The organism is Paenibacillus agilis (assembly GCF_007786455.1).
GTDB classification, from domain to species: Bacteria; Bacillota; Bacilli; order Paenibacillales; family Paenibacillaceae; genus Paenibacillus_B; species Paenibacillus_B agilis.
The window spans coordinates 396,313-410,769 of the sequence record NZ_VNJK01000003.1 but is presented as its reverse complement, the minus strand read 5'-3'; the positions used below and the strand labels follow the sequence as shown (position 1 = coordinate 410,769).

General features: G+C 45.5%; 10 protein-coding genes, 1 pseudogene and 1 riboswitch. Of the genes and pseudogenes, 4 read left to right on the top strand and 7 right to left on the bottom strand.

Annotation, left to right across the window (positions count from 1 at the left end; all coding sequences use genetic code 11):
• Nucleotides 1-356: 356 nt before the first annotated feature.
• Nucleotides 357-471, bottom strand: a riboswitch (TPP riboswitch).
• A 102-nt stretch (nucleotides 472-573) separates the two neighbouring features.
• Complete coding sequence (locus tag FPZ44_RS20800; protein ID WP_144993516.1) at nucleotides 574-1,329, bottom strand: IclR family transcriptional regulator; 756 nt, start codon at nucleotides 1,327-1,329, stop codon at nucleotides 574-576.
• 542 nt (nucleotides 1,330-1,871) lie between these two features.
• Between FPZ44_RS20800 and FPZ44_RS20795 the strand changes: the two genes are divergently transcribed.
• The 3 genes from FPZ44_RS20795 to FPZ44_RS20785 all read left to right on the top strand — a co-directional run bounded on the left by FPZ44_RS20795 (nucleotide 1,872) and on the right by FPZ44_RS20785 (nucleotide 5,813).
• Nucleotides 1,872-2,894, top strand: a complete 1,023-nt coding sequence (locus FPZ44_RS20795) for an alpha/beta hydrolase (protein ID WP_144993514.1) — start codon at nucleotides 1,872-1,874, stop codon at nucleotides 2,892-2,894.
• A 441-nt stretch (nucleotides 2,895-3,335) separates the two neighbouring features.
• A complete protein-coding gene (locus FPZ44_RS20790) occupies nucleotides 3,336-4,823 on the top strand; it encodes a Fe-Mn family superoxide dismutase (RefSeq protein WP_144993512.1) in 1,488 nt (495 codons plus the stop codon).
• Nucleotides 4,824-4,952: 129 nt separating this feature from the next.
• Entirely contained in the window at nucleotides 4,953-5,813 is an 861-nt protein-coding gene (locus tag FPZ44_RS20785; protein WP_144993510.1) for a DNA adenine methylase, read from the top strand.
• Between the two features lie 323 nt (nucleotides 5,814-6,136).
• Here the strand turns inward: FPZ44_RS20785 and FPZ44_RS20780 are convergent, their stop codons facing one another.
• The 5 genes and pseudogenes from FPZ44_RS20780 to FPZ44_RS20760 form a co-directional block, all read right to left on the bottom strand.
• Complete coding sequence (locus tag FPZ44_RS20780) at nucleotides 6,137-7,651, bottom strand: S-layer homology domain-containing protein (protein WP_186786164.1); 1,515 nt, start codon at nucleotides 7,649-7,651, stop codon at nucleotides 6,137-6,139.
• 207 nt (nucleotides 7,652-7,858) lie between these two features.
• Nucleotides 7,859-8,550: pseudogene (locus FPZ44_RS20775) on the bottom strand (response regulator transcription factor).
• On the bottom strand, nucleotides 8,547-10,028 hold the full coding sequence (locus FPZ44_RS20770) for a sensor histidine kinase (protein ID WP_144993506.1): 1,482 nt from the start codon (nucleotides 10,026-10,028) through the stop codon (nucleotides 8,547-8,549). The pseudogene FPZ44_RS20775 and the gene FPZ44_RS20770 overlap by 4 nt, the downstream one beginning before the upstream one ends.
• Nucleotides 10,029-10,224: 196 nt before the next feature.
• Complete coding sequence (locus FPZ44_RS20765; protein WP_144993504.1) at nucleotides 10,225-11,448, bottom strand: amidohydrolase family protein; 1,224 nt, start codon at nucleotides 11,446-11,448, stop codon at nucleotides 10,225-10,227.
• Between the two features lie 58 nt (nucleotides 11,449-11,506).
• Nucleotides 11,507-12,208, bottom strand: coding sequence for an ankyrin repeat domain-containing protein (locus tag FPZ44_RS20760; protein ID WP_261378461.1), 702 nt, complete (start codon nucleotides 12,206-12,208; stop codon nucleotides 11,507-11,509).
• A 165-nt stretch (nucleotides 12,209-12,373) separates the two neighbouring features.
• On the opposite strand from FPZ44_RS20760, the gene FPZ44_RS20755 reads away from it, so the two are divergent.
• Nucleotides 12,374-13,246 carry a LysR family transcriptional regulator gene (locus FPZ44_RS20755; RefSeq protein WP_144993500.1) on the top strand — a complete coding sequence of 291 codons (873 nt, stop codon included), beginning with the start codon at nucleotides 12,374-12,376 and terminating at the stop codon, nucleotides 13,244-13,246.
• Between the two features lie 135 nt (nucleotides 13,247-13,381).
• Here FPZ44_RS20755 and FPZ44_RS20750 read toward each other — a convergent pair whose 3' ends face one another.
• Entirely contained in the window at nucleotides 13,382-14,443 is a 1,062-nt protein-coding gene (locus FPZ44_RS20750; protein ID WP_144993498.1) for a DUF7309 domain-containing protein, read from the bottom strand.
• Nucleotides 14,444-14,457: the final 14 nt, after the last annotated feature.

Genomic DNA, 14,457 nt, shown 5'->3' with positions numbered 1-14,457 from the left:
CGCTTGGTCAATGGTTGATGATTCAGTAGGTACGCTATTAGAAGTAAGATTAGTCTGGGGTAGTGCAGTTGTTGTAGGTTTCTTCATGTTCATTTCCTCCTTGGTCATGCCATGGCGAAAACTGCAAATGTGCAAATTTATCGGTTATACCTAACAGAGGACCCTCCATTAAAGATGTCTCTTCAAATAAGAGGGGTTAAGGGTCAGTTGCGCAGCTGTAATGCGTATATATCGACTGTATGTGATTCAACGATAGATTCAAACATACAAAAAGCCGGTCCCGTAAAGGAACCGGCTGAAGTCGATATACCCACACACCGAGACAAAGAATGATCATCATCCTTGTCTACTAGTGCTTATCGTGCCGATTACTTCCCTACGCTGGTATAATCCAGATCAGGTGCAAAGGGTTTAAGATCTTCAGCGCGATCTTGTCTCAGCCTCCACTCGGAGGCACCCCCAGTAACAATATGCAGTTCATGCATGGTAAATGTTAACTTATTCCTCACTAACCATAACGGAATAGGATTAATTATGCAAGTAATACCAGAAAATAACCCTCACAAATGAACGTTACAAATTAACAGTACGAATCATCTTCTCCATACGAGACGCAGCTTCCATTAGCAAAGGAGCATACGTCCGCATCGTATCTGGAGTCATGCGGCTAACAGGACCAGATACGGACAACGCAGCTGAAATACGATGAGAACGATCCAGTATCGGTACAGATACTGCTGCCGCCCCAGGTTCACGCTCTTCCACACTTAATGCGTATCCGCTTCTTCTAACTTCTTCTAGCTGCTGTAAAAAATCCTGCGTCTCAATCGAAGCTGGCCAAGATGGGCTTTGCATCGTCTCTGCACGTTCTGCTTCATCAGCAAAGGCAAGAAGTACTTTACTCGACGCACCTACATATAGAGGCAATCGCACACCGATCGGCGCTACACGGCGAATGGCCTGATTGCTCTGGACTGCTTGAATACGAATTCGATCATTGCCGTCCCGGACATACAAGCTTATCGTTTCTCCGAGCTGGTCACGCAAACGCTCCATTTCTGGAAGCAGCAGCTGAGCAGCATCATCCACTTGAGTCAAGTTCGCTGCCAGTTCCCATACGCTGTATCCGAGTCTGAACTTATCTCCGTCACGCAGCAAGAAACCCTTCTCCTCCAGCGTGGCCAACAAACGATGAACAGTACTTTTATTTAAGCCTACTCGTCCTGAGATTTCGGTCAAACTCAAATCATGAGCATCCTTGAAGCACATCAATATATCAAGCGCTCTTTCGACCGCACGAACCGTCAACTTACCTCCGCTTTCTTCCATAGGTAAATCACCTTCTTTCGTTCCATTACATGGAACTTTGTTACATCTAGTATAACGCCGAGATTTGTTTGCGTAAAGAGATGTTGTTCTAAATTGCTAATATAGAAAAGAAAGCGGCGTTTGATCCAGTTGATAAGATTCATGCTTATCCATACTCTATTTCACAACGGCATCTGCTATGACTTGTATGTAGTCCCCGACACGATCTCATTCCCCACTCCGTACGCTTCGTACTTATTTTTAAAGAGGAATTCTGCGCTAGACTTTAGTCCCATAATTCGCTCTAATTTTACATGAAGTTTACTATATTACACGAGCATTACAATCGCCTTACAAATCGTGCAATACCATTGTTTTAGCAGGGTTATGCGCATACGATGGTAGTAACAGAAAACGATTTCAACTCAATAACTACGAACTAGAACGTTGCACGTAGATTATACTGTTCGACAATACTCGACCAGGACTTTAGTTCCACATTTATACATTTCGAACATGTAAAGCTCATCCGTGAAACATCGCGAATAAAGGAGGCATCCACCATGAGTTCACCTATGATATCAACCCCAAACGTCCAGCCCGATTGGATTGCTCCTATTGAGCCAGCAATACCCGCTCGAATGAAGCGCGTGAAGTTGAAACATATACTCATCGCCTTGTTGTTATCCGCTATGTTCACAGTAGTTGTCATCTTTTTAGCCCTGCATGGCTTTATCGCTTGGATGTTCGCTAACCCTCAAGTTCCTCCGCTGTTTGCTAATCCTATGACAGCGAAAGGACTTCAATATGAAAATGTGACCTTCCCTGCACGTGATCAGCATACACTCGTAGAAGGATGGTACATTCCAGCAAGCTCTACATCCAAGAAGACGATTATATTGAGCCATGGCTATGGAGCAAATCGAGAAGAATACTGGGTACCTATGTATGACTTAGCCCACTTCGCTCAACGTCTCGGCTATAACGTCATTATGTTTGATTATGGCTTTGCTTCAACAAACCATAAGACAAAAGCAACGGGCGGAAGGCTGGAGAAAGAACAGCTTCTTGGAGCAGTTGAGTTAGCGAAAAAGCGCGGCTCGGAACATATCGTCGTATGGGGCTTCTCTATGGGAGCTGGTACTGCACTTCAAGCGAGCTTGATTAGCGATGATATCGATGCCATGGTGCTGGATAGCATGTTCTTATTAGAGCCGGATACGCTCTATCATAATTTGCAGCAGTTTGTAAATCTTCCAAAAGAGCCGTCGCTAAATGTATTGCGCATGATGTTCCCGCTGTTGAATGATACAAGTTTGCAGCAGATTCCATATGATGAAGTAAAGGCACATCAGTATACAATCCCAACCTTCTTCATTCATGGAACAGCAGATACAAAGGCGCCTTATACAATTGCCGAGCAAATTGCTAGCAATCAGGATCCTGCACTCTCAAGCTCTTGGATTGTAGACGGTGCTCACCATGAGCTCATCTATCGAGAAGATAGCAAAACGTATCTGCGCAAAGTAGCACAGTTTCTGGAGACCTCTGCTGAGCGCGATACACAGCTTACGGCTAAACGCTAATCAAAGGCTGATATGTATACAGTCCCTTTCCTAAAGTAGGAAGGGGATTTTTTATTTTATTTAATAGAATCAATTTCATAATGCGGCAAACATGCGTTAGTTACTAGCTCTTCGTTTGAATTGCGCAAATGTGCAGTTATTTAATCTGTAAATGTGCTTTTTTGAGCTATTATCGTCAAAAATGCAGTTATTTTGGTCCCTTGCTCGTTTAAAGTGTCTAATCGAGAAAAATAACTGTACTTTTGTCCATACCATCACTATTTATGAACTCATCTTGAGGATTGCGCGAATAAGAAGCTGCTCCATACTAGCTCTTTCACTCCCCCCATCACCCCTATGTAACACCCAAGCATATCGATAACATTATTATTGTTATAGTCCAACCTTTCCTCCTCATATGTATAATCATGAACGCATCACGTGTGGTGGAGGAGGAATGCCATGCTGCTTATTTACGGTCCTTACATGCCGATTCGAATATTGGAAGCGATTCAAGACTGGAAAAACCAAGAGAAGGAACATGCTGTGCTCATTCGAAGCGTTGTTCCGGAGCTAGAACCAAGCTTCCATCAAGTGCTAACTGAATGGGAGCATGTCTTTGCTAAGACGGAAGAGACAGCACGTGGCTGGCTGCACAACTGCATAAGCTCAGATAGACGATGGGACAACTCCTTGCTGACTCAAATTGATCAGCTGCTAGGTGCATCCGTCCACCAATCGGAGCATTTTATTCAGCAGTTGGAACATATTAAGCAGTACAGCCAAGCGGTGCGGCACACGTCAGCCGCACCGTTTCTATGCGCCCATGTCGTGCGCGAATCGTACGTATTCGTCAGCGTGACGAAGTCGCTGACGAGCACTCCGCTCGCCGAAGCGCAAGCGAACGCGGCGGCGTATGAACAAGGCCACCCTGCGGCTTACGCTTCAGCCGCTGTTAGGCCCAATGATGTGACCGCGGCCATAGGCAGCAGGCCGTTGTCACAGACTTTTGCGGCGGGCGAAGCCATACCGCCGCAGAGCGGGCGCCCGCCAAGCAGCACTGCGACTAGCCAGCATGGCTCGCCCTATGCGCCGCTAGCTGCGGCTAGCCAGCATGACCCGCCTTATGCACCGCAGGGCGTGGCAAGCCAGCACAGCTCGCCTTATGCACCACTAGCCGCTGCAAGCCAGCACGGATCGCCTTACGCTCCACAAGGCACAGCAAACGCTCCGCCAATGGCAGCAGCAGAGCCACAGGCGCCTGCTGTGGAGCCGCAGCTGCGCCAAGCGGCACCCGAAGAGGCACGCCCAGCAGATAACGTATACGTACCTCCAGGCGGGCATCGCCTACCGCCGCTTCCCTACCCTTACAATGCACTAGAGCCGTATATTGATACGAAAACCATGCAAATCCATCACGACATCCACCACAAGGCTTATGTCGATGACTTGAACAAAACCGAACTGGCCTTAGTCGAAGCACGCCGCACCGGCAACTTCGATCAGATCAAAGCGCTAGAGCGCGATCTGGCATTCAACGGGGCAGGACATTATTTGCATACGATCTTTTGGGACGTCATGAATCCAAAAGGCGGAGGTGAACCACAAGGCGATCTAAGACGCCAAATCGAGCAGGACTTTGGAAGCTATCAAGCTTTCAAGCAGCAATTTTCCAAAGCAGCAGAAAAGGTGGAAGGAGGCGGCTGGGCCATTCTCGTCTGGAGCCCTCGCAGCCGTCGTTTGGAAATTCTCCAAGCGGAGAAGCATCAGAACCTATCACAATGGGATGTCATCCCGCTGCTCGTGCTCGACGTTTGGGAACACGCTTACTATTTGAAACATCAGAATAAACGGGCTGACTATATTAAAGACTGGTGGAACGTCGTGTATTGGCCTGCGGTGAACGAACGCTATCTAAAAGCACGACAATTGAAGTGGGCTCCTTTTTAAGTCTATCGATGTCTTGATTCCTTGCAGTCCCTTGGTTAAAATAGGTAAACAGATGTCCGTCCCTTGGCGCATGTTCAGTCGTGCTAAGGGACGCTCCTCGATATAAGCCATTATGGAAGGAGAAAACCCGTGCTCAAGCCGATCCTAAAATGGGCCGGGGGCAAACGGCAAATACTTCATCATCTGCACACTCAACTGCCACAATTGGATTGGTCCATATGTACCTACTACGAGCCATTCGTAGGAGGAGCGGCCATGCTCCTTTCGTTAAAGCCCCAGGCTGCCGTAATTAATGATATTAATGAAGATTTAATCAATGTGTATCGAGTAATCCAATACGATCCAGAAGCCTTAATTACCGCCCTCAGCGAGCATGTCAACTCAGAGACTCATTATTATGAAGTCCGCAGCTGGGACAGAGAGGAAGATACCTATGCGTCCCTCTCTTCCGTGGAACGTGCCGCTCGAACGATTTACTTGAATCGGACATGCTTCAATGGACTTTATCGCGTGAACAGCCGTGGCAAATTCAATGTGCCGTATGGAAAATACAAACAGGCAAACATCGTGCAGGAACATAAAGTACGCGCCTTCTCCCGTTATTTAAACCACAATATGATCCAGATTCGCAATGGCGACTATGCTGCGGCGGTTAGCCAAGCAAAAGCAGGGGATTTCGTTTACTTCGACCCACCCTATGATACCCTCTCACCTACTGCATCTTTTACGTCCTATGCCAAAGGTGGATTTGCACGAGAAGAACAACGCAGACTTGCCGAGCTATACCAAGAATTAGACCAAAAAGGTGTATATGTCATGCTTTCCAACCACGCTACCGAGTTCATCACCGACTTATACCGCAACTATCATATCCATCATGTTCATGCCAAGCGCCTAATCAACTCCAAAGGTACTGCTCGCGGCGGTGTCAATGAAGTTGTCGTCGTCAACTACGACACCAATTCACGATCCTCAGCCTATTCCTTCTAAGACATACTTTCACAGCGTTTATCTTTTAACATTTATCTTCTATGAATATACTCTCTTGTTTAATCCATCCACATTCACAGATTAATAGTGTATTCTCTCGCTGCTCTGGCTGCATACACCTTACATTTATAAAACGTCACTTCATACAAGGCATACGTACACACGTGACATACCATAGGACTCCAAGCAAAAAGAGGCTATAAGCTTCCCGAAATCGATCCGGAAAACGCTATAGCCTCTTTATATAAAACGGTCACTTATAAGATGAAGGAAGGGGTTACATCTAATACGTGTAGTCTCGTCCAGTTAATTCTATGTTGTATTTATTGCACCGCTAGTATTACTTGATTCGCTGTCGCCCAGCCATTCACAGCCGTTACTGTGTATGTTGTACCTGACTTCAATTGGCCGTTGTTAGCGATATCGAACGTACCTGTTGCACCCTTACGGGAAGAGAACTTGTACGTTGCTGTTAGTTGGCTGCCATCTGCTGCTGTAAGGGTCACGCTGCGACCTGCTAGCAACTCGTCTTGTGGATCAGCTGTCAATGTCACTTCCAACGAGGTTGGAGATACTTGCTTCGCAGATTGCAACGCAAGTGGTGCTACTTCACTAGCCGTAAACGTCGCATTCTTCACTTCCATCCAGTCAGATGTAATGGTGTAAGTAACGCCTGGCTGAAGCGTCGTACCTTGCGGTAGGCGGAACTTAGGTGCTTGACGTCCATCAGTAGACTGTGTAAATGGCACATAGTTCGCTATGATTGCTGCACCACCATTGTTTGGTGTCAATGTTGCTGTGCGGCTGCGCAAAGATGGAATGATTTCATACGTTACACCATCTACATGGTTATTCTCGTCCAACTGCATCGCCAATGCACCGCGGCCATTACGATAAGCTGCAATGACGTAGCCATAGTCAACAACACCATCCGCACGGTTCGATATAACTTGAACGGTATCGTTTGTTACTTGTTGAACACTGCTTAGTTGAATTTTCTCAGCTGTTCCTGCAAAGCTAACTGCCTTTTCATCGCCATACTTCAACGTATAAGCTGTTCCTGCTTTTTGAGTTGTCGTTGGCACGATGTATGTCTGCGTTGCACCTGTCTTCAACTGAGGAACGTTCACAATTTTCAAATCATTATCGAACACGAAGTTCTTCGATGCATTATCAAGATTCACTTCTTCTGCTGTCAACGGCTTTGAAAATGTCACTTGCAACGTTACCGAGTTCAACGGTGTAATGTTCGTGATAACTGTCTCAGAAGACTTCACTTGCTGTGCTTGATAAAGGATTTGAGCAGCTTGTGCACGAGTCACATGCTTGTTCCCTTCATAGTTGCTCATCCAAGCTTGAATTTCATCCCCGTCTTTTTCCAAGACACTAGCTAACATGTTGACCAATTCCTGCTGCGTCACTTGTTTATGCGGCTGGAACTTGTCCGAATCCACTTGAACACCGTTCTTAGTCAACGTGGCTGCATAACGATGGAACCATTGTCCTGGAGCGACATCAGCATAACCATCATCTTCACCAGCAGTTGCCTGCTCCAATTCAAGCGCGAGTACGATCATCTTCGCCAGTTCAGCGCGATTCACATGTTGGTTAGGCTTAATCGTGTTATCTTTATATCCTGCGATGACCTTTTGCTCGATCATAGCTTGAATAGCTTGAGCGTATTCACTATCTTGTGAAAGATCCTTAAAGTCCTTAAAGGTAGCAGCCACTGCTTTAGCAGAAGCAGCCTGCGCAGGAACTGCCAATGGCCCTGCATATCCGGTAATCAATGTCGCCGCTACCACGAAAGCAGCAACCTTCTTTGTATTTGGTGTCATAGGTTCTTCCTCCTTAAGTGTAAAGTGTCTTGTCGTTGTAATGTGTCTAACAACCACTTTACAGAGGAAAAAGAAACTCATACTGAACAAAAGATTAACAAAAGATTAAATAACGGAATACATATTCAAATCATTACATTTGCATCACTATGACGTTACACATGGCATTACACAGTCCGTTACAGATTTCGTTCGTCACATATCCCACTACACATTAAAGCGATAACCCGCTCCCCAAATCGTTTCGATATATTGTGGATTGGATGGGTCCAGCTCAATTTTCTCACGAATTCGCCGTATGTGTACGATTACAGTGGAAATATCGCCAATCGAGTCAAAGCCCCACAATTGATCAAATAATTGCTCTTTGCTAAACACCCGATTGAGATGAGTCGCCATATACGTTAACAGGTCGAATTCCTTCGTCGTCATAACCGCTTCCTGTCCATTCACATATACGCGACGAGATATTTTATCAATAAGTAATCCGCGAATTCGAATCTCGTCTGTTGTGCTGGTTGCTGTTTGCCCGTTAGCCGCTCGTAGCGGCCTAAATGCGCCCTAACCCGTGCTACGAGCTCACTCGGACTGAAAGGTTTCGTAATGTAGTCGTCCGCTCCTAGATGGAGACCTCTAATTTTATCTATCTCTTCTTTTTTGGCGGATACCATTAGAATCGGTATTTCCTTCACCGCTCGAATTTGCTTGCAAATTTCATAGCCATCCCGTTTCGGCAAGGCCAAATCCAGCACGATGAGATCGTAATCGCCTTCCAAAGCACGCTTTAACCCCTCTTCTCCATCATGGCAAATATCGGCCTTCATGCCGCTCAGTTCGTAGTAGTCCTTTTGCAGCTCAGCAATGCTCGGCTCATCTTCAATAATCAGAATCGATTTCATACAGAGCCCTCCTGTCTTCGTATTCGCTGCAAGGTAAAAGTAATAACGGTACCCTGTCCCTGCTCACTCTCTGCCCAAATCTCTCCACTGTGTCCATGCACAATTTGCTTCGCAATGGCAAGCCCGAGACCGCTGCCTCCTTGCGTGCGGGAAGGATCGGCGCAGTAGAATCGATCGAAAATAAACGGTACTGCTTCTGGTTCGATACCTATACCATTATCCGAAATCGCAACCGTTACCACATTGTCATTTGAGTGCGGCTCGTATCGAATCTCGATTTTTTTATATGCTTTGTCCATATGCTTAATCGAATTACTAATGATGTTATTCATCGTCCGCATTAATTTCTCACGATCCACTTTAGCGATAATGGGACGTGTTCCATTATCAGGCTCATTTAACTCAATCTCAATACCTCTACTCATCAGATCCAGCCTATATTCATCCACGCAGTCTTTTAGAAATAACGCGAGATCCACTTCTTCAAACGTGAACGGCAGGCGCTTCAGGTCTAGTTTTGAGAATAGGAACAATTCATCAATCATCTGATCCATATGAACAACTTTGGAAAAAATCGTACCTGTGTACTTGTCCATTTTCTCCTGTGTATCCGGCACTCCGTCACGTATCCCTTCGATATATCCTTTGATCGTCGTGAGCGGTGTTTTTAAATCATGCGAAATGTTTGCAATAAGCTGCTTGCGATTATCCTCATACTGCAGTTGAAGATCTATCGACTCCTTTAATCGCTGCCGCATATCCTCGAATGCTTGACTCAGCTGCCCAACCTCATCATTCGAACCGGAGGCGATCTCGAAGTTCAGGTCTCCATCTCGTATTTTCTCAGCGGATTCACGAAGACGACTAAGCGGCTTTGTAATGCTCCTCGTTACGAAATAGTATAAGAGCCCGTTTGCCACCGCGATAATGACGAACAACAACCCAATTAGTACCGGAAATAGATTTTGCGTCAATGCTGTATAGGGGCTTAACTCTCTAATGACATACATGCCGCCTGGCTGCCCATCTGAAAATGTAAAATCAAATTTCATGTACGCGTAGAATCGATTATCTACGTTCACCGTATTGCGAAGCTTCACATTAGTAGGATCATAGGCTGGCAGTGCCTGCGTCAGATTGGGATCATTCCATATCCCCGATAAAAATACCGTATCATTCCCTTTCCGCACATGAAGTCCTGCCTGCTTTTTCCGAAGCTCAAAATCATATTCTTGTAATAGCTTCTCTTCTGTGAGCTGATCTGGATTGTTTTTCGCTATATATTTTAAATCCTGATACAATGTCTCTTCCTGCTCTGTTAGGGGGGAAATGGAGTAATGAATTTGATAAAAGTCCTTCATGCTCCGTATATCACCCGTCAACGCTACCGTAATGAGTACTGCTGCGATAGCAAACATAATAACCGTTGTCATGAGCATCGCTGTATAAGATAGCAACAAGCGCAGTCGTATCGTCATTCGATCACCCCTTATTTGGTTATTTATTATTGTATCTTCTCGTTATCTTAAAATACGAATCTGGCTCTGATAGTGAAATATCACCTATCGACATTCCCCCAGATATCGAAAAGGAGCGGCTCAGCCGCTCCTTTGTATCTTTGCATCTATTTCATCATCCATCAAGCATGAACCTGCTTCTAATAGTGCTTAGCTATTAAAATGCTCCAGCTACGACTTGTCCCATAAACATAACTGCACGTCGCTCCGAACGACGAGCAACCGCCTCAGCGGAGCAGCTAGCCTTTACGAAGACTGCATCCGCAAGGGCTCCTTGAACAGGCCATACCTGCTTCCCGTCATTATCCAGCGGAGTGACGCCTCCTGTAATACAAGTAATTGCACGAGATAATGAGTATTCATCTGCATAACCATACAATTCTGACATACGATTAGCCTTTTCAAGCATGTCCCCTGTTCCGAACGGTGACCAGTGATCTGTAATACTGTCATTTCCAAGCTCGACAAGAACTCCTTTTTCACGAAGCATCGGAATAGGCATCTGTACCGCTCCGATTGGTACGGTAGACGAAATCGATATGCCTAGTTCCGCAAAGCGTTCAGCCAACTGCTCTGCCGCCTTCGTTACAGGACCTGCAAATCCAAATGCATGACTCACCGTCACACGTCCTTGCCAGCCTGCTTCCTCTGTCAAATCAGCCAGCTTGTTCATCGTATAAAGACCCAGTTGATTGCGCTCATGCAAATGCAGATCAATACCTGCATCGAACTGAACAGCAATATCCATCAGCGTAGCCAAGGACATCTCAATGTTATCATCGACAACCGCTGGATCAACAGCTCCAACATGGGTAGCCCCAAGTCTCATTGCACTCTTTACTCGCTCTACAGATGAAGATTTAAGCAGCCCATGCTGCGGGAAAGCAACACTCTCTGCCGTCAGCTTGCCAGCGTAATCGCCAAGTACTTGCAGCGTTAGCTCCATATTTTTGGTCTCGACGATTGGATCGACGTTGACATGTGTTCGAATATGAGTTGCCCCGTTGCCAAGCAGCAAGTCGAGCATTTTTGCAGCTCGCTCCTTCACTGTAGGCAGCTGCTGCTTAAGGATGACCTGTTCTTCCGCCAATCGATCGAAAATACTTGCAGCCGGTCGTACCGCCTTCCAAGGTCCACCATAGTACGTTTTGTCGATATGAATATGCATCTCCTTAAACGAGGGAAGCATAAGCAAACCTTTTGCATCCACATGTGGAATTCCATCATCCGGCAATTGACCAGCAGCAATAATATTAGCAATTACGCCTTCTTTGACTTGGATATGATGAAGTGCTGTCTGTGTCCCTACAACCACATCTTGCTCTTTTTCAAAAGCTACCTCTAACAAAACATTCGTAAGCCAATACGTAGATGCATTCATGTTATTTTCCTCCTAGTGACTGAAATATCGGGATCCATCTTGGGATTCGTTTTACCTTCTATTTTGCTCCTGCGGCTACTAGCATCTTTTCAATTTCATCGTATCCTCTAGATTTCGCATGCTCTAACGCCGAAACACCATCTATATCTGGAATATTTACATCAGCACCGTACTGAATAAGCATTTCAACTACTCGCTGGTGTTCTTCTCCTCCGCTGCCCAGCACAATTGCTTCCATCAATGCCGTCCAGCCAAGATTGTTAACATGATTAATATCTACATCCGAATGCTGTACTAAGTACTCAATAATGTCTAAATGCGCATGTTCCGCTGCAGGAATGAGAGCGGTACCACCATAGCGGTTCGTCAGCTTGGTATCCGCACCTGCTTCAATCGCCAGCTTGAGAACTTCCGTTAACCCTTCCGCCCCGGCATATAAATACGGGTTGTCTTTACGATCATCTTGAATGTTAACGTCAGCCCCACGATCCAACAGTACCTTGACCGTAACAGGATGATTGCCTACAGTAGCTAGCATAACGGGTGTGCGACCATCCTTATCTCTCGTATTAATATCCGCACCGTTTTTAAGACGTTGAAGCACTTCTGTTGTTTCTCCCTTTTCAGCTGCAGCCAACAATGCTTCATTCAAGACCTTTTCATCGTTCGTTTTCGAAGAGGTTGGCTCTTGTTTTTGAGGCTGTTCGGAAGACACGGAATTTTCCTTTTCTTTTGGAGACGGCTCGATTGAACAGCCCATCAGCAAAACACCAGATAATACGATTATGAACGCTCTCGGCATGATGCTTCACCTCGCCTTTTCTTGGTAATGCTTTTTATGCTACCATGGAACAAAATATATGAAAAATATTGATATAGTTACTTTTGTATATGAATTTAGTATGGAAGGAGCGTTACGCTTATCGTGGATATTAGACAACTGAGATATTTTATTGCTATCGCGGAAGAGCGGACAATCACCGGGGCTGCCGCCAAGCTCTGTATGGCACAACCACCGCTCAGTCAACAGCTAAAGCAGCTAGAGCAAGAGCTTAATGTCCAATTGGTTAAGCGCCATCGCTCTGGCATCGAGCTGACTAGTGCAGGAAAATCGTTGTACGAACACGCACTTCGAATTGTTCAGTTCATGGAAGAGAGTGAGATCGAAGTTAAAGAAATCGGCAGTGGAATTCGAGGTCAGCTAGCATTTGGCGTAAATACGCTATCGGATAACATCCTTCCAAAGCTACTGCAAACGTTTCGCGACAAATATCCGAAAATCACTTATAAAATACAGCAAAATGAGTCCGCTCAGCTGTGCAAAATGATCAAGGAACGGGCCATTGAAATTGCTATTATCCGTTATCCACTTAATCTGGAAGAGTTTACGGTTATGCCGCTGCGAAAAGAATCCCTTTGTTTTGTCACCGGTACACAAAACATATGTACTAACAGTGATCTATGGCAGCAGCTACGGGAGGTGCCCCTCATTTTACCGAGTACCCAAGGGCTTGGTGTACACAGTTTAATTATGGAACAGTTTACGGGGAGAAATATAGCACCGAATGTTATCGGTGAATGTTCAGACATCGCATTGCTTATGAATCTTGTTCAGTCTGGCTTTGCCTCAACGATCATACCAGAAACCGTGCTGCAAATGCATCCTGGATTTGAGGTTCAAACTGTGAAAATCGAAGATTCTACTTCTGCATCCGTATTAATATGGCTAAAAAATCGTTATCTTTCTAAGGCAGCCCAGCATTTTATAGACTTGTGCCAAGTCTACTATCGTCAGTAATCATAAGGACGAATAGAGAATAAAAAATCGCCTTTCTTCCTCCCTATATTCAAAGGGAAAAGAAAAGCGATTTTTTATAGATTCGCATCCAGCTTGACACTCAATCAAAGTGGAATAGCGAACAACTTTATTCTTTTATTTCTTGTCATTTTTCATAAAGTACTCGAACAAGTCGTCACGTGCTTCTTCCAAATAAACAAGCTTCGGCTCACGCTCGATTTTGATCTTCATACGCTGTGCTGTCTTCTCAAGCAAGTCCACTGTATCGTTCGTACGAATGATAAGCTTTTGCGGACGAGCACCTTTTTCTTCAATCAGCTGAAGGAAGTGGTTAAGGAACTCTTGCTCATAGTTATCGTCATAAGACAAGTGGAAGCCTACAGCTTGACGTGCCAAACGGTCTACCCACAGACAAAGACGTGGATAGTAAGGACGCTCAGACTCACCTTGCACCGCAACAGGAGCAAAGAAGAACTCCGTTTCCCAATGTCCTTTCTTGTTCGGGAAGCGCTCCATCACATCATTTAAGCGAGCTTGATCTTCACACATAACTTTAACAGGACGCTTAAGAATAAAGTCTGGATCTCTCCATGTATCTTTCCACGTACCATTTTCTAGCTCACGTACAAGGACTTGGCCAGAACGCGGTGCTGCAAGCGTCTCTGCATCCTTTTTCACACGCTCTGCTACGATCATCACTTGCTCGAGAGCTGTTGTCATAAAGCGAACTTGCTCACGGTTCAACGTCCAAGGTACAAGACCTGGATCGAAAGCACGGAACATCGGCCACGCGTTCTTACCGCGGAAGCTGAAGCCCAAGTCTTTAATTTCTTGCCAGTCGCGCTTCTCGATATCTGCACGGTCTTCATACGTTACCATCATGCACTTTTGACGGTGCAGCCATGCATAACGCTCGTCACGCTCTAGAAGCATGTCATTTAGGCTTTCCAAGCCCTCCGCACCACGGAACAAAGCCAATCCATACAAGGATTCGCTCGTACCCATAATGCTGCAGTAGCCAATCTCTTCATCTTCTGGATTTCTAACCGCGAATACCGTATTATCGGACATCCACTTCCAAGGAGACAACTTCTTGTAAGCTGTCGCTGCTTCATACATACGTGTCAATTCAGCTTGTTCTTCCGTAAGTACCTGTTCTTGTTCTACGCTATTCTCTTCCACTTGTTTCACTGTCATGAGTTCAAAACTCC

Excerpts from the sequence above, each read along its gene's own strand:
- FPZ44_RS20800 (WP_144993516.1), bottom strand. The coding sequence starts at position 1,329 with ATGGAAGAAAGCGGAGGTAAGTTGACGGTTCGTGCGGTCGAAAGAGCG.
- FPZ44_RS20795 (WP_144993514.1), top strand. The coding sequence starts at position 1,872 with ATGAGTTCACCTATGATATCAACCCCAAACGTCCAGCCCGATTGGATT.
- FPZ44_RS20790 (WP_144993512.1), top strand. The coding sequence starts at position 3,336 with ATGCTGCTTATTTACGGTCCTTACATGCCGATTCGAATATTGGAAGCG.
- FPZ44_RS20780 (WP_186786164.1), bottom strand. The coding sequence starts at position 7,651 with ATGACACCAAATACAAAGAAGGTTGCTGCTTTCGTGGTAGCGGCGACA.
- FPZ44_RS20770 (WP_144993506.1), bottom strand. The coding sequence starts at position 10,028 with ATGACGATACGACTGCGCTTGTTGCTATCTTATACAGCGATGCTCATG.
- FPZ44_RS20765 (WP_144993504.1), bottom strand. The coding sequence starts at position 11,448 with ATGAATGCATCTACGTATTGGCTTACGAATGTTTTGTTAGAGGTAGCT.
- FPZ44_RS20760 (WP_261378461.1), bottom strand. The coding sequence starts at position 12,208 with ATGGGCTGTTCAATCGAGCCGTCTCCAAAAGAAAAGGAAAATTCCGTG.
- FPZ44_RS20750 (WP_144993498.1), bottom strand. The coding sequence starts at position 14,443 with ATGACAGTGAAACAAGTGGAAGAGAATAGCGTAGAACAAGAACAGGTA.